Origin of the sequence: Imperialibacter sp. EC-SDR9 (genome assembly GCF_902498805.1) — a bacterium.
Lineage (GTDB): Bacteria > Bacteroidota > Bacteroidia > Cytophagales > Cyclobacteriaceae > Imperialibacter.
Genome location: NZ_LR701592.1, coordinates 94,591 through 110,660, shown reverse-complemented (window position 1 = coordinate 110,660; position 16,070 = coordinate 94,591). Strand labels below are relative to the sequence as shown.

The window sequence follows — 16,070 nt, the reverse complement described above, 5'->3', positions numbered from 1 at the left end:
GACAAGCTCCATCAACTCAAAACACTCAGGTATAAAATCTTTGCTATTGGGGGCTATATAACCAAATCCGGCAGTCAGAAAATACTCAACCTTTCTCTGGCAATGAAACGAAGAAAATGGATTGAAGGAATCTGGACAGAGTCCCAAAATTTCAACTGGCCTTTTGCTCCGTCCTAATTCCTAATGACAATTCCGGGATAAAACTGGCCCTGCTCGGCCTACCCCAAAAGTTTGTTGGAGAAATTCAAAACTCCTCTGAAAAGGTCTTCTTTTCTAAAATAAAGCTATCGGCACTAACCGAAGAGAAAAACAACCACCTGCTTTGCACAATCAAGCTGGAGAACAAGGACGATGACGCCGACGTGTATTTTCTGGAATCAGAAAAGACGTTCCAATCTCTGGCCGACAATGCTCCTGTGCTGTTGCGAATGACCAATTCCAACAACTTCTTCTACTACTTCAGCAAGCAATGGCTCAAGTTTACCGGCAAGGAAGTAGAAGAGGAGCAAAACAATGGATGGATTGCCAACATTCATGAAGAAGACCTGAATGACGTGCTGGTTACCATGGACCTGGCTTTTAAGCGCCGCAAAAAATATGAGGTTACCTACAGGCTGCGGCGCTACGACAAGAAATACAGATGGGTGCTGGATACCGGCATTCCGAGAGTCAGTAGCCTGGGTAAGTTCTCCGGCTATATTTCCGCCACAATAGACATTACCGAGAGGAAGCTGGCAGAAGAAGCCGAAAGCCGTGAAAAAGCTTTGTTGGAAAGCGAAAAAAAGCTGCAAAAATCGCTCAACCAGTCTAAAATTCTTTCGCTTACCACCAACAGCGAAGGTATTATCACTTTCTGTAATGAAGCGTTTCTGAAGGCCACCCGAAAGCCAGCCGGGGACCTCATGGGCAAGAGTCTGTTTGAGGTATTTCAGCCCTACGGCGGTGACAACGTAACCAAAAAAAGTTTCAGAACGCTAGTAGAGAGAGAGGACTACACGGAGGCACTGACTGGGGTAATTACGCTGGACGGAGACGAAATTCTCATTATACGGTTTAGCTCGATTATACTTAAGAATGCCAAGGGCCAGGTAATTGGCATCACCATCGTTGGAGAAAATATTACCGAACGACGGAAGGTCAGACAAGAGTTGGAAAAGACCAACGCCCAGCTCAAAGAACTTTTTGACAATTCGAGCGACCTTATCCAAATCTTCACATCTGAAGGCGAATTCAGGTTTGTAAATGAAGCGTGGAAAACAAAACTCGGATACAATGATGAAGAGATAAGTCAACTGAAGCTTACCGATTTAATACCAAAAGATTACCAGAGCAGCACAGTTGAGAATCTGAACCAGATTGGACGTGGGGAACGGATCGAGAAGTTTGAAACTGTTTTTATCAGTAAGTTTGGTAAGAATATTTACGTTTCCGGCCGAGTCAACTGCACTATTCAGGATGGCAGCCCGACAGAGTTTAGAGGTATCTTTTACGACATCACAGAAAGGATTCGTGCCGAAAAAGCGCAAAGCCTCTACTACAAAATTGCCAACCTAACGACCACCAGTAGCAATCTGGATGCGCTGTACCGAAACGTATTTGAGGAGCTCAACAAAATACTGAAGATCCAGAATTTTGCCATCAGTCTCAAAGATGAAAAAACAGGAAAAATCCAATTCCCTTACCTCATCACCGAGTTAGAAGAGCCGTCGGAAGTCAAGCAGCTAAAAAGCATCACCAAACTACTGGCTGAATTCACGTTTGAGAGAAGCAAGCCACTGATTATTTACGAAGACGGAATTCGAAGAATTGCGGACAATAAAAAATTACCTCTTCATGCCAAGCTTCCGCTAATATGGTTGGGGGTACAGGTCAATGTTGAAGGCAAACCGGCAGGTGTCATTTCATTCCATTCTTACAAAGACCGAACGGCCTATAACCACAAAGATCTTGAACTGCTGGATTTCATCTCCAGCCAGGTCTCTCTTGCTCTCGAACGCAAGTCAAACGAGGCAAAAATAATTAGCCAAAGCGCCAGGCGAAAAGCAATTTTTGAGTCTACCACTCACCAAATCTGGTCCATAGACAGGAGCTACTGCTTCACTTCTTTCAACCAAAACTATGCTGATGCGCTGCAGCGATACTATGGCATTACCCCTTCTCTGGGTGGTCAGAGCGGCTTCGACTTTCTGGTTCCAAGCCTCAGCGAGTTCTGGAAAACCAAGTATGACCGTGCGTTTAGCGGGGAGATTGTCAACTTCCAAAGTCAGGTTACTGACCTCAAGGGCAACAAAATATGGAGAGATGTATTCCTTAATCCAATTTTCCTCCCCGACGGCTCCATCGAAGAAATCTCAGTTATCGCCAATGACATTACTGAGAAGAAGCTTTCGGAAGTGGCTCTGCAGGAAAGCGAAGAAAAATTCAGGAATATTTTCGAATCCTTCCAGGACATTTATTTCCGCTGCGATGCCAAGGGAAAGATCACGATGATCAGCCCATCGGTCATCGAGCTTTTAGGCTACACATCTAAAGAGGTAATAGGAAAAAACATCGACGAACTCTTCAGCTCGTCCGACTCCATCCACAGTGTATTCAGCAAGCTTCGAAAGAACAGAAGGCTTAGAAACTTCGAGGCGACCTTGTACACAAAAGACGGAAAGGATCTGCAATGCCTCTGCAACATCCGCCTGGTATACCGCAGAAACTACCCGCTTGAAATTGAAGGTGTTGCCAGAGACATCACCACGCTGATCCGCACCAATGAAGAGCTTCGCAAGGCAAAGGAACTGGCAGAAAGGTCACTTAAGATCAAGGAGCGGTTCCTGGCCAATATGAGCCATGAGATCAGGACACCTATGAACGGGATCATTGGCATGCTGGATTTGATCGGCAGTACACACCTCGATCAGGAGCAGTCCGAATACCTCAGAACAATAAAAAAATCGTCTGAAACCCTCCTCACCATTCTCAACGACATCCTCGATTTGTCAAAAATTGAGGCGGGCAAAATGGAGATTAGAAAAAGGCCTGTAAATCTGCGAGGTACTTTAGACAAGCTTTATAACTTGTTCAGCCAGCAGGCCTCCATCAACGAAACCAGCCTTCAGTATACTGTAGCTAAAAGCCTGCCCGACTACTTCTTACTCGACGAAACCAGGGTGTTGCAAGTGCTTTCAAATCTCACCTCCAATGCGATCAAGTTCTCCAAAGGAAGAGGCAAAATTTACATCAGCCTTAACGAGCACAAGAGAAAGGGAGACATCCTGATTCTGAAGGTGAAGATCAAAGATTCGGGCATTGGGATCAGCAAGGAAGACCTGAAAAAGCTCTTCGACTCGTTCAGTCAGGTTGACAACTCCATGACCAAAAAGTTTGGCGGCACCGGGCTCGGGCTGGCAATATCTAAAGAGTTGACCAAATCAATGGGCGGTGAAATCGGCGTATACTCTACCCCTGGCCTTGGCAGTACCTTTTGGTTTACCTTCGAAGCTGAAATAATAGAGCAACCCGAGGAAAGGAACCTTCCCCTTACCGACGAGGCCATTCAGAAAGTATTCAGCAAGAAAATTCCGTACATACTTTTGGTGGACGACAATGACGTCAACAGGAAAGTGGCTGGACATATCCTCATTAAAGCGGGATGCAGGGTAGATTTTGCAGAAAACGGCGACGATGCCATTCAAATGATCCAACAGCACCAGTACAATGTTGTTTTTATGGACATACAAATGCCCAAAAAAGACGGTGTACAGGTCACCCGGGAAATTAAATTGCTTAACCTCGACCATCAGCCCCCAATCATCGCCATGACTGCCTATTCGATGGAAGAGGACAGAAAGAAATTCCTTGATAGCGGTCTGGACGACTATATTTCCAAACCAATTCAGGCAAAAACCATCATCCAAAAAGTAGTGGACTGGATAGAGAACAATAAGCCTAGCGAAATTGTTGTCCAAAAAATGGCCGAGGTGCCTGACGATCTTAAAATTGTGAACACCCTGGTACTGGATGAGCTCAGCAAGTATGGTGGAGCCGAAATGGTTGAGTCGGTGCTCAACGATTTTTTAAAAGAGGCTCAGGAGAGTCTGGCAAACTGCAGGGAGGCACTAAGAGTGAGCAATTACGAAGTGCTGAGGTCGGAACTACATACCCTAAAGGGTAACTCCGGAACCCTGGGCATAGAACGTTTTGCCTGGTATGTAACTCAGCTTGAACAGGAACTGAAACGTAGCATTTACGAAGAGGTAGAAAAGAAATTAGCTCAAATAGATGCCAGCTTTGATGAATTTAAAGAAAATTACAAGTTATTTGTGGGTGCGAGTTCAACCTCATCATAATTATGAAAAAAATTCTAGTCGCTGAAGATAGCTCAGTTATTCAGAACCTTACCAAGAAGATTCTCACGCTTCAAAATTTTCAAATCACTTCGGTAAAAAATGGGGAGCAAGTGCTTCAAAAACTCAACGAAGAGTCTTTTGATCTTATCCTAATGGACATTAACATGCCTGTGATGGACGGTATCGAGTGCACAAAAAAGGTGAGAAACCTAAATGATGAGGCTAAAAAAAATATACCTATTGTTGCTATAACCGGCAACGCCCGGAATTACACCATGGAGGAATTTCTTGCTAATGGAATCAATGACTTCATTCCCAAGCCTCTGAATTTTGACCAGCTTGTTGAAAAAGTAAGGAAGTATACCAGTTGATATGCAGGTAAAATACAGCAAACATTTCCTCAACAAATTAGAAGATATTTTCGCTGAGTCGGACTACATTCTCCGCTATGAAAAAGGCAGTTTCCATTCCGGCTACTGCATTTTAAGAGACACCAAAATTGCTATTGTCAGTAAGTACTTCCCTCTTGACGGGAAAATCAATGCCCTGCTCGAGATATTAAAGTCGATAGAAATTGATCCAAAAGGCTTAAGCGACAAAAATAGATCCCTTCTTCTGGAGCTCACCCAAACCAAGCTGGAGATTTGAAGCTGACCTTCCTCGGAACCGGCACCTCGCAGGGAGTGCCTGTCATTGCCTGCAACTGTGAAGTATGCCAGTCGGTTGACTTTCACGACAAGCGCCTCCGCTCCTCTGTCCATATCGAGGTTGATGGTCTCAGTCTGGTGATAGACACCGGGCCCGACTTCAGACAGCAGATGCTCCGTGAGCGAATCAAAAGGCTCGACGCTGTCATCTTCACTCATGAGCACAAAGACCACACCGCCGGACTGGACGATATCAGAAGCTTCAACTTTTTGCAGCAAATGGACATGCCGGTGTATGCCAGCACAGCGGTTATCACACAGCTGAAAAGAGAGTTCTCCTACATCTTTGCCGACCACAAGTATCCCGGCGTTCCATTGGTGGACGTAAAGCTACTTGACGGGAATCCATTCATCATAGGCCAAACAACAATAACTCCTATCAATGTGATGCACTTCAAGCTGCCAGTGTTTGGTTTCAGAATTGGCGATTTCACTTACATCACTGATGCCAATTACATTTCGGACGAGGAAAAGGAAAAAATAAAAGGAAGCAAGGTGCTGGTGCTTAATGCATTGCAGAAAGCCCCTCACATCTCTCACTTTACGCTGGACGAAGCTGTTGCTCTGGCTCAGGAGCTAAAAGCCGACCAAACTTACTTCACGCATATCTCCCACAAGCTGGGCACGCACACGGATGTGTCTGCTCAATTGCCTGAAAACATCTATCTTGCCTACGACGGTCAGCAGCTAACGCTTTAATTCCCTGCTTCAAGTTTGCTCTTACTATGCATCTCAACTATTTCTTTCTGAAGCCGCTGTGCAAGGAGCTGGATGCCGCCTGGCGTGGCTTCACATTAGGCGCATGCTTCAGCCAGCAAAAAGATGAGCTCATTTTTCACTTTTACAAAAACGAGGAAGAGAAGTTTATCAGGGTCTCCCTCATTCCCCAGCTCACTTTCATTTCATTCCCTGAAAGCTTTGCCAGGAGCCGAAAAAACAATGTCGATCTGTTTGAAGAAGCCATTGGTGGCCAATTGGAAATGGTCAGCATCACCCCCTGCGATCGCTCTTTTGTCATGGCATTTAACAATGGCTTTAGCTTCCTCTTCAAGATGCATGGCAGCAGATCAAACATCATCGGCACCGACAAAAACGGTAGCCAGAGGCTTTTCAGGAGCCAGCTTTTGGATGACGAAGGGCTCACACAAGAACAGCTTGCGTCAACACTTGCATTGACAAAAGAGCACTTTGACGAAATGGAAGGTGAGCTTAGACAATTTGTTCCCATTTTGGGCAAAGAAACCACGGCATTTCTGAACGGGCTGGGCTACGACGACACAACGATAGAAAGAAAATGGGCGCTGGTAACAGAGATGCTAGGTGCTTTTGAAAATCCCACGTTTTACATCTGCCGCTGGCAGGAAAAGGTGCAGCTACTGCTTTTCAGAGCGGGGGAAGTGCTCATGGAAACTGACTCGGCTATTGAAGCAACTACTGTTTATGCGCAAAAGGTCAGCAGGGAGTTTTATTTAAAGACCGAGCTGCACCCGCTATTGCAACGCCTGAGAAAGGAGCTGAAGCAAACAGAAAGCTACCTAAAACAGTCAAAAGCTAAATTGATTGAACTGAAAGAGGGAAAAAGCTATTCCCAACTGGCCGATGTACTTATGGCCAACCTTCATCAGGTGAAAGAAGGGCAAGAGGAAGCAGTGCTTGACAATTTTTATACCGGACAGCCAGTTAACATCAAGCTAAAGAGGGCTTTGACCCCGCAGAAAAATGCGGAGATTTTTTACCGTAAGGCCAAAAACCAAAAGATTGAAATAGAGAAACTGGAGGAAGCCATTGCTGCTAAAGAAGCGCTGGAGGAAACTGTTGCAGAACATCTGCTGCATCTGGAAGACATGACAGACCTGAAACTCATCAGGCAGTATATTCAGCAACACGGATTAGCGAAAGAATCGAAACAGGCTGCCATAAACCGCCCTTTTAAAGTGTTCCAGATTGGGCTGTACGAGGCGTGGGTGGGGACCAACGCCAAAAACAACGACGAGTTGACCCTTAAGTACGCTACTAAAAACGACCTTTGGCTGCATGCCAAAGATGTGCCTGGCTCGCATGTAGTATTGAAATGGAGAGCAGGACAAAACTTCCCCAAGCCGGTTATCGAGCAGGCGGCGGCTCTGGCTGCCTACTATTCTAAAAGGAAAACAGATACACTGTGCCCTGTAATTTTCACGCCAAAAAAATGGGTGAGAAAACCAAAAGGCGCCCATCCCGGAGCCGTAATTGTGGAGAGAGAAGAGGTGATTATGGTCGAGCCGGGGCTGCCAAACTAACGAGAATTCATTGCAGCCTCCGTTCAATTATTTATCTTTATCTAATGGCAAAGCCCTACCAAATACCGGAGACCGACATCAACGACATCATGTTGCTTGAGCCAGAAGCTACCTATAGCTATGCCCACTACCTTCGGTGGAGTTTCGAGGAGCGGGTGGAGTTGATCAAAGGAAAGGTTTTCCATATGTCGCCAGCCCCAAACCGGGCGCATCAGGATGTGAGTGGTAACTTGTTCTACGGCATAAAAGCCTTTCTGAAAAAAGCTAAATGTCGTGCCTACGCAGCCCCCTTCGATGTGCGGCTGCCACAAAAACCATCAGATCCCGATAACCGGATTTTCTCCGTGGTTCAGCCAGACATTTGTGTGGTGTGCGATCCCTCCAAACTAGATGACAAAGGCTGTAGTGGTGCACCTGACATCATGGTAGAGATTCTCTCCCCATCTACTTCTTCGAAAGACCTCAAAGATAAGTTCAGCCTATATGAAGAAAATGGTGTAAAAGAGTATTGGGTGGTCTATCCAGGTGAAAAAGTCGTAGAAGTTTTTGTGCTGCGTAGTGACGGGAAATACAGCCAGTCTTTAAAATTTACAGACGACGAAAAAGTGACTTCCACCGCCGTTCCCGGACTGACAATTAACGTGAACGATATTTTCGATTATTGATATAAAATGAACCCATCCCCACTTGCCGTTGAAGTTAAACAGCATGCCATCATGCGCATGCAGGAAAACACGCAAAAAATAGCCAAATGCATTGATCAGTTGTCTGAAGAAGAAGCTTGGCAGCGCCCTAACGCCTCATCCAACAGCATGGGTAATCTCATTCTTCATCTCTGTGGAAATATTACCCAGTACGTTATTTCATCATTGGGAGGTAAAGAAGACCGAAGGGTGAGAGATGAAGAGTTTGACGCAAAGGGCGGCTACACAAAAAAGGAGCTCCAGTTGAGGCTTGAAAACACCGTTGCTCAAGCCATTGAAGTTATTCAAACTATCTCTGACGAGGAACTGCTAAGAGTTCGGCCCGTGCAAGCCTACGAGTTTTCAGGGGTTGGCAATGTTATTCATGCCGTGGAGCACTACTCCTACCACACGGGGCAAATTGCCTTCTGGACGAAACAGATGAGAAACAAAGACCTGGGCTTCTATGCCGACATCGATCTCAACAGAAAGGGTCAGTGATTTTACCCGCAGCAAAAACTACTAGGCCTCGGCTGGCATGGCCTTCAACTCTATCACCTGCTCCCTGGCTTTTCCAATAAATGTGTTGATATCCGTTTTGCCATCATGCTTAACGGGCAGGCCAATATGGACATCTACTTTATGAGGTTTTATAGCAAATCTGCCGGCTTTCCATACTTTTTCCGACCCACTAATAGCCACCGGAACTACATGCACACCGGCTTGAGAAGCCAGGAGAAATGGCCCCTTTTTGAAGATACCAACTTCTCCATTGCGACTTCTGGTTCCTTCCGGAAACATCAGCACGTTTTTGCCTCCCTGAATAAGCTGTCCAGCCTTTTTTAAGCTCTCAATGGCCCTTTCCCTGTTGCTCCTGTCAACGAAGATCATCCCCGTGCCCATCATGTACCACCCAAGAAATGGCACTTTTTTCAGCTCTTGCTTGGCAACAAAGTAAAGGTTAACGGGTACAGCCCTGAACAAAACAGCAATATCAAGATATGACAAGTGATTGCTGACGAATACATACGAGTCTTTGTCATTGACGTGTGCAGCTCCATCCACTTTCAGCTTAACGCCACACGCCCATAAGATGCCGGGCGACCACCAGGTGCGTGCCATCACAACCGGTATTTTTCTATTGAATGTAATGATCATGATCAACAGAGAGGAGGAAATCATAAGGATACTCCAAAACACACAAAACAGAAGGCGAAACGGCGTAGACACTAATAATTGATTATGATGAATGCTCACAAAGCTAAAACAAAGCACTAAAAACCACCCGATTGTTTTTCGATAAAGCCCTCCGTTGGTATAAAACTGATTTAAAGGACTGATTAAGGCAGCTTTTTGTTAATATCGTGTCGCATGGAAAACAGCACCTCAAAGAAATCAGTTAGTGTTTTAGGTTGTGGCTGGCTCGGCTTGCCGCTGGCCAGGCACCTGCTTCAAAATGGATTTCAGGTCAAAGGGTCTACCACCTCTCCGGAAAAGCTTGCTTTACTGAAAAAGGCTGGCATCGAGCCGTTCCTGATTCAGCTGTCCGACGGCGGTAACCATACCCAGCTATCTGACTTTCTTACATCGGACATTCTGGTGGTCAACTACCCCCCGGGCGTTAGAAAAGGCGGGGCTGAGCAGTTCCGAAATTCATTTGGTATCCTTTTGGACGGCGTGGCTAAGTCGTTTGTTTGCAAAATCATTTACATCAGCTCAACGTCTGTCTACCCAAATACCAACGATATTATCTCAGAAGAAATGCAGCTACCGCCTGACTCTGAAGCCGGGAAGGTTTTGCTCGAAGCTGAAGACCGGCTGAGAAAACTAGATGGCAAGGAGGTGATAATTCTGCGCATGGCCGGCCTTATTGGCCACAACCGCCAGCCAGCCAGGTTCTTTGCCGGAAAAAAAGGGCTGACAAATGGTGAAGAATTGGTCAACCTGATCCACCGGGACGATTGCGTTAACATCATTCACAAAATTATCAAAGAGCAGGCGAGCGGCGACACTTTTAACTGCTGCAGTGATACTCACCCGCCAAAAAGGGATTTCTATACAAAGGCTGCTGAGGTTTTGGGTATGGTTCCTCCTCAATTTGCTGCGGCTGAGGTCACCTCCTTTAAAATCGTCAGCAACCAGAAGCTTAAGAGCCGGCTGAAATACAATTTCACTTACGGAGATCTAACAAAATTCGACTGGCCTTAAATCGAGTTCCCCAGCCCGCATTTGTTGTTCTCTTTCCCTAATTTTGAAGCGTCATTTATACGACTATGGATCTTCAATACGCCCTCGAACTTATCGGCACATTCTTTTTTGCCATTTCCGGCGCTCTGGCTCTACAGGGCAAAGAAGCCGACTGGTTTGCAGCAGCCTTCACGGGCTTTCTGACAGCCATTGGAGGGGGTACCTTGAGGGACGTGCTGCTCGGTAGCTATCCCCTGGTATGGATTGGTGACATTAATTTCCTCTACGCCATCATTCTTGGCGTCATCGTTACTTTTATTTTGTACGGCTTTGTTTCCCGGCTGAAACGAACCTTCATGCTATTCGACACTGTGGGCATAGCCTTCTTTACAATTTTGGGAGTTGAAAAGGCCCTCTCTGTTGGTGTAAGGCCAGAAATAGCAGCCATTATGGGCATGTTTACTGCTATCATGGGCGGGGTGATCCGGGACACACTGACCAACGAACTACCGGTGATTTTCAGGAAAGAGATTTATGCTACAGCCTGCCTGGCCGGCGCTATTTGCTACTTATCGCTAAGGCTGTTTGAAATTGATCGCAATGTCAACCTGCTAATTTCCATTGGCGTAATCGTTGTAATCCGGCTACTGGCAGTAAAGTTCAGACTGTCACTGCCAAAGTTGAAGTAGGCTACAAAACACAAAAGCTGTCAAAAGACAGCTTCGGGTTTCACATTAAAAACATCACTCTTCTAAACTGGAACGTTTAGGTTCTTGACCGTATCAACAGGTCCGAAGTTTCTGGACTCCATCACGGTCTTTTTGCCCTTGATAAGTCTCACCTCTACAGGCATCACTTTGTGCTCAATATTTTTTCTGACAACCCGGTCATAGTACAGCTTCGCTTTCTGGTACTGCCCCTTACCAAACTCCTCCCGATCTTGAAAAGATTGTACTTCCGGAAAATTCGGAATTACGTGATACAAACGTACGGTTACCGAATAGGTAGGCTTAAAAGAATTTAAAAAGTCAATCCACGCTTTTTTCATAGACCACTAAAATATAGGTTTTGACAAATCTACACCATGGCAAAATACAGAACAATTTGAAAGTACACTAATTTACATGGTTTCTAATTATTTATTAAGTAATAAAAAGTCGGAATGGCGAGGAAAAATTCAGCCCGCCCCTCAAAAAAGCAATACTCCCTATCGGGTTTTTTCTCATCTTAGACTTCCTAAACTCCACACTCCCATGGCTAAAAAGTCTGTGTTCGATCCTCAGTCCGTACATCACCAGTTTCCTGCCTTACGGCGTCTGCACAACAAGAAACCCCTCATCTTTCTGGATGGCCCAGGCGGCACCCAGGTACCTGAGAGGGTCATCAGAGCTATTTCAACCTACTATCGCCGGTCCAACGCCAACACCCACGGTGCCTTTGTCACCACACGGGAAACCGATAACGTGATGTCGGACGCCCGGACAAAGATGGCAACCCTGCTGGGGGCTCCTGGCCCGGAGTGCATCTCTCTTGGGCAGAACATGACCACTATCAACTATTCGCTGGCCCGGGCAATGAGCAGGTTGCTGAAGCCTGGCGATGAAGTATTGATCACCCAATTAGACCACGAAGCCAACCGGGGGCCGTGGCTAACCCTGAGAGATTTTGGTGTCAAAGTACGGGAGGTGAAGCTTTTGCCCACCGGCACACTGGACTATGCAGACTTTGAGCAGAAGCTCAATGAAAACACCCGACTGGTTTGCATGGGCATGTCGAGCAACGCCATAGGCACTGTCAACGATTTTGCACTGGTTAGGCAAATGACCTACAAGGTGGGTGCCTGGCTCCTGCTGGATGCAGTTCACTATGCGCCGCACTTCAGCATCGATGTGCAAGCCATTGGCTGCGACTTCCTCATTTGTTCGGCCTACAAATTCTATGGGCCTCATGTGGGTATATTATATGCAAAGCCAGGCCTGCTCGACAGGCTGCCAACCGACAGGCTAAGAACCACCGACCAGATAGCCCCCTATTCCATTGAAACCGGCACGCTCAATCATGCGGCCATGGCTGGTGTTTCCGCTGCTGTTGATTTTATCGCTTCATTGGGATCAGGCGATAACCTGAGAGAAAAGCTGGATGATGCTTACACCAAAGTAAGTCAACATGAGTTCGCCCTGGCGTCAAAACTTTACACAGAACTAAAGGCCATCAAGGGCATAACGGTTGTGGGCCAGGATTTTTCATCTGAAAAAAGAACTCCCACCGTGTCGTTTACTGTCAAAGGAAAAACTGCCGAAGAGGTATGCAGGCAGCTTGCGGCGGAAAACATTTGCGCCTGGGACGGCCATTTTTATGCCGTGCGGGCCATTGAAGTACTTGGCCTTCTGGAAAAAGGTGGAGTTACCCGTATGGGAATTTCTCTCTATAACACCGAACAAGAAATTGACTATGTAATCAAGGCGGTGAAAAAATTGACATAGGCTTTTCCCCTCGGTTTTACTCGCTTCAAAATTCCTCCCACTGACTATTGAAATCCTTCTGCCCAGGACTTTAACTTTTTTTAACATCCTTTTACGAAGAATTTCGTAATATTTACAAGACTCAAACTCAAAAGGACTAATCATGTTAAAAAGTTACCTAATGGTCAGCATCAGGCACCTGATGCGCCAGCCTACCTATGCTGCGCTTAATATTCTCGGTTTAACAATCGGAATTGTCTCCAGCTTGCTAATCATTCTCTATCTGTCGCAAGAACTTAGTTACGACAACCATCACGCAAAAGCGGATCGGATTTACCGCATTTCGTCGGACATCAAGGAGCCTGATAATGCGTTCCGCTGGGCTGTAACCCAGCTCCCTCTTGGCCGAACGTTGAAGGCTGAATTTGAAGAGGTAGAGCAGTACGTCCGCTTTATTGGCAACGGCCGCACCAAGTTTATCAAAGACAATATCAACTATTTTGAAGAAGATGTCTTTCAGGTAGATAGCACAGTGTTTGATGTTTTTTCTTTTGACCTTATTTCCGGTAACCCCTCCACAGCGCTACAGAACCCAAGCTCCATGGTCATCAGCAAAACCATGGCAGACAAAATCTTCAAAGGTGAAAACCCAGTTGGACAGATCTTGAAAACAGACCAGAATTCCTTCGAAATCACTGGTGTGTATGAAGACCTGCCTAAAACCTCTCACATCAGACCTAATGCAATGATGTCGGCCAGCACTTCCGACAGAAACAACTCTCAAAACTGGGGCGGCTTTGGCATCTACACTTACGCTTTGTTAAGAGAGGGTGCTGACCCCAAAGTAGTGGAGACCAAGCTTAATGACATTATTGATAAATACGTAGCGGTGATCTTCGATCAGTTTGACATCGTGATCCGGTATGAAATGATTGCCATCAAAGACATTCATCTTTATTCCACTTTTGAAGGCGAGCCTGAAGCACTAGGCAACATCAAATACATCTACATTTTTGCTGCTGTTGCCTTGTTCCTTATAGTCATTGCCAGCATCAACTACATGAATCTTTCGACTGCACGCTCCATGCGCAGAGCCCTGGAGGTGGGGATCAGAAAAGTAATGGGAGCCCAAAGAGGGATGTTGATTGGGCAGTTTATCACGGAGTCGGTGGTACTTACAGTCATTTCGCTGGTTATCAGCTTAATAGTTTTGGCCATCGCTGTACCTCTCTTCAATGGGTCACTTGACACCAACTTATCTCTTCTAGACCTACTGCAGCCACAGCTCATCCTGGTGGTTCTGTGCATTCTGGTGCTCACTGGGTTTGTCAGTGGAAGTTACCCAGCCTTTTACCTGTCGAGCTTTAAGCCAGCAGCAGTGCTAAAAGGCAAGGGAGCCAGCAGGGGTGGTAACCAATGGCTCAGAAGAGTGCTGGTTGGCATCCAGTTCGCCATCTCTATCTTCATGCTGATCGGCACTTTCATTATTTACGATCAAATGCAATATCTGCGAAGCAAGGATCTCGGCTTTGACAAAGATCAGGTGGTTCGTGTAGTGCTGGACAACCAGGCCAGCCGTGAAAAGTATCCTGTTTTCCGTAATTCCCTGATGCAGAACCCCAACATCAAGTCGGTGGCTTCCTCGAGTACCTCGCCAGGGAATGGCTATGGCAAAAATGTAATGAGTGTCGAAACCAACGAGGGAGTAATGGAGAATTATGGCATCGATGCCTACGTGGTCGATTATGACTTTTTCCCCACACTCAGCATTCCTTTTGAGAAAGGACGAAATATCTCTTCGCAATACCCTAGTGACACGGCAACCTCGGTGATGGTAAACGAGGCCATGGTAGCCAGAATGGGCTGGGAAGAACCCATAGGCAAGAAGTTTCAATTTGACCGAGACAGCACCGTGTTTCACAGAGTAGTGGGTGTGGTCAGGGATTTCCACCAGCAGTCGCTTTACAACCCTATCGAAGCCCTCATGTTCATCCCTGGCCTCAACAATTCGAGTGTGCTTATCAAAACATCGGAAGATCTGCAGGCTTCGCTTGCTGCTATAGAAGCTAGCTGGAACGAGGTGTATCCAGGCATTCCGTTCGATGCTACCTTCCTCGATGAAGAGTTTATGGAGCAGTATGAAACGGATCAGCTTCGTGGCAAACTGTTTCTCGGGTTTTCCCTGATGATGATCTTCATAGCTTGTCTTGGCTTGCTTGGTTTAGCCTCCTTCATAGCCGAGCAGCGCACCAAAGAGATAAGCATCAGAAAAGTGCTGGGTGCCAACACCGGCGGCCTTGTAACTCTGCTCGTGAAAGACTTTGTGTGGCTGGTACTCATAGGTGCTGTGCCTGCGTTCGGGCTCGGTTACTATTTCATGAATGACTGGCTTAAAACTTTCGAATATCACGTTGACATTAACCTGCTGTTGTTTGTCGTCGTGTTGTTGATCATTCTGGTTATTACTGTGTTGACAACTGGCTATCATGCGTTAAGAGCAGCCAACTCCAACCCGGCAAACAACCTGAAATATGAGTAAATTTCCAGCATAACTGCCAGTTTCAAAGCCCTGAAGTTGAACGACACTTCAGGGCTTTTTTTTGTGAAAAACAATCGCCATTGCACCTCGCAATGCACAGCGGTTAATCGCTTCAATGCTACCAATTTCTACGATTTGTTAAGTCACTGACCCCCAGACAGCTAGTCGGCTCAACGCAACAATCTGGTCTTTGCCTCGTTATAATATGGTAAAAATTATAAAAATAATATGAAAAATACCATTTTAGCAACCAGTTTACTAATGATGTTCATTACCAGCGGAGCGCTTGCTCAGGAAGCCGGTCTCAAAGGAGGACTCAACTTTTCAAATCTCTACGTCGATGACGTTGACGATGAAAATATGAAAGTTGGTTTTAATGCAGGCGTTTACTACAAGGCACAACTAGTGAAGCAATTGTCGATTCAGCCCGAAATACTTTACTCGTTGAAAGGTGCCGAAGTTATTTACGATGACACATTCCTTGGTTTGGGCAACGGCAAATATCGCTTCAACCTCAGCTATGTCGATGTGCCGGTAGCTTTGAAGGTAAACCCCGTCGGTAATTTCTACTTTGAAGCTGGCCCTTATGTGTCTCTGTTAACCTCAGTAAAGGTGAAGAGAATCGACTCAGATGGAACCAAAGAAGTTGTAAGTGAGCTTGACAGGGACAAATTCAACACGTTTGACTACGGAGTGTTTGGCGGTGTTGGTTTCAATTTCACAGGAGGCTCTTTGGGAGTTCGGTATAACTATGGCCTACAGGAAATTGGCGAAAGTGGTTCTTTGGCAGCAGAAGCGACAGAGAACTCTAAAAACTCGGTACTTCAGGTATTTATGAGCATACCTTTCTAACCGAACAACAGAAATAATAATATC

The 16,070-nt window shown here is 46.0% G+C and carries 14 protein-coding genes; 12 read left to right on the top strand and 2 right to left on the bottom strand.

Translation table 11 applies throughout. The features are described from left to right. Positions 1 to 362 precede the first annotated feature (362 nt). The 7 genes from GC130_RS18385 to GC130_RS18355 are packed head-to-tail and all read left to right on the top strand — an operon-like array spanning position 363 to position 8,507. Positions 363 to 4,337: a PAS domain S-box protein gene (locus GC130_RS18385; RefSeq protein ID WP_151999810.1), complete on the top strand. Its 3,975-nt coding sequence runs from the start codon at positions 363 to 365 to the stop codon at positions 4,335 to 4,337. A 2-nt stretch (positions 4,338 to 4,339) separates the two neighbouring features. After that, complete coding sequence (locus GC130_RS18380) at positions 4,340 to 4,708, top strand: response regulator (protein WP_193217906.1); 369 nt, start codon at positions 4,340 to 4,342, stop codon at positions 4,706 to 4,708. 1 nt (position 4,709) lies between these two features. Beyond that, positions 4,710 to 4,985, top strand: a complete 276-nt coding sequence (locus GC130_RS18375; RefSeq protein WP_151999808.1) for a hypothetical protein — start codon at positions 4,710 to 4,712, stop codon at positions 4,983 to 4,985. Then, positions 4,982 to 5,743: an MBL fold metallo-hydrolase gene (locus tag GC130_RS18370; protein ID WP_151999807.1), complete on the top strand. Its 762-nt coding sequence runs from the start codon at positions 4,982 to 4,984 to the stop codon at positions 5,741 to 5,743. Before GC130_RS18375 ends, GC130_RS18370 begins: the two co-directional genes overlap by 4 nt. A 26-nt stretch (positions 5,744 to 5,769) precedes the next feature. Continuing rightward, a complete protein-coding gene (locus GC130_RS18365) occupies positions 5,770 to 7,323 on the top strand; it encodes an NFACT RNA binding domain-containing protein (protein ID WP_151999806.1) in 1,554 nt (517 codons plus the stop codon). A gap of 44 nt (positions 7,324 to 7,367) precedes the next feature. Continuing rightward, a complete protein-coding gene (locus GC130_RS18360; RefSeq protein WP_226940541.1) occupies positions 7,368 to 7,988 on the top strand; it encodes a Uma2 family endonuclease in 621 nt (206 codons plus the stop codon). Between the two features lie 6 nt (positions 7,989 to 7,994). Continuing rightward, entirely contained in the window at positions 7,995 to 8,507 is a 513-nt protein-coding gene (locus tag GC130_RS18355) for a DinB family protein (RefSeq protein WP_151999805.1), read from the top strand. Positions 8,508 to 8,528: 21 nt separating this feature from the next. On the opposite strand, the gene GC130_RS18350 is transcribed toward GC130_RS18355, so the two are convergent. After that, a complete protein-coding gene (locus GC130_RS18350) occupies positions 8,529 to 9,164 on the bottom strand; it encodes a 1-acyl-sn-glycerol-3-phosphate acyltransferase (protein ID WP_193217905.1) in 636 nt (211 codons plus the stop codon). A gap of 213 nt (positions 9,165 to 9,377) precedes the next feature. Here GC130_RS18350 and GC130_RS18345 point away from each other — a divergent pair, with 213 nt between their 5' ends. Together GC130_RS18345 and GC130_RS18340 are read left to right on the top strand one after the other, a co-directional pair. Then, the gene (locus GC130_RS18345) at positions 9,378 to 10,214 is read left to right on the top strand and encodes an SDR family oxidoreductase (protein ID WP_151999803.1); all 837 of its coding nucleotides are present in this window, start codon (positions 9,378 to 9,380) and stop codon (positions 10,212 to 10,214) included. Positions 10,215 to 10,279: 65 nt separating this feature from the next. Further along, entirely contained in the window at positions 10,280 to 10,882 is a 603-nt protein-coding gene (locus GC130_RS18340) for a trimeric intracellular cation channel family protein (protein WP_151999802.1), read from the top strand. A 62-nt stretch (positions 10,883 to 10,944) separates the two neighbouring features. On the opposite strand, the gene GC130_RS18335 is transcribed toward GC130_RS18340, so the two are convergent. Next, positions 10,945 to 11,241, bottom strand: coding sequence for a hypothetical protein (locus GC130_RS18335; protein WP_151999801.1), 297 nt, complete (start codon positions 11,239 to 11,241; stop codon positions 10,945 to 10,947). Between the two features lie 205 nt (positions 11,242 to 11,446). Here GC130_RS18335 and GC130_RS18330 point away from each other — a divergent pair, with 205 nt between their 5' ends. The 3 genes from GC130_RS18330 to GC130_RS18320 all read left to right on the top strand — a co-directional run bounded on the left by GC130_RS18330 (position 11,447) and on the right by GC130_RS18320 (position 16,046). After that, on the top strand, positions 11,447 to 12,676 hold the full coding sequence (locus tag GC130_RS18330) for a cysteine desulfurase-like protein (RefSeq protein ID WP_151999800.1): 1,230 nt from the start codon (positions 11,447 to 11,449) through the stop codon (positions 12,674 to 12,676). Between the two features lie 142 nt (positions 12,677 to 12,818). Continuing rightward, entirely contained in the window at positions 12,819 to 15,194 is a 2,376-nt protein-coding gene (locus tag GC130_RS18325; protein WP_151999799.1) for an ABC transporter permease, read from the top strand. 228 nt (positions 15,195 to 15,422) lie between these two features. Further along, on the top strand, positions 15,423 to 16,046 hold the full coding sequence (locus tag GC130_RS18320) for a porin family protein (protein ID WP_151999798.1): 624 nt from the start codon (positions 15,423 to 15,425) through the stop codon (positions 16,044 to 16,046). Positions 16,047 to 16,070: the final 24 nt, after the last annotated feature.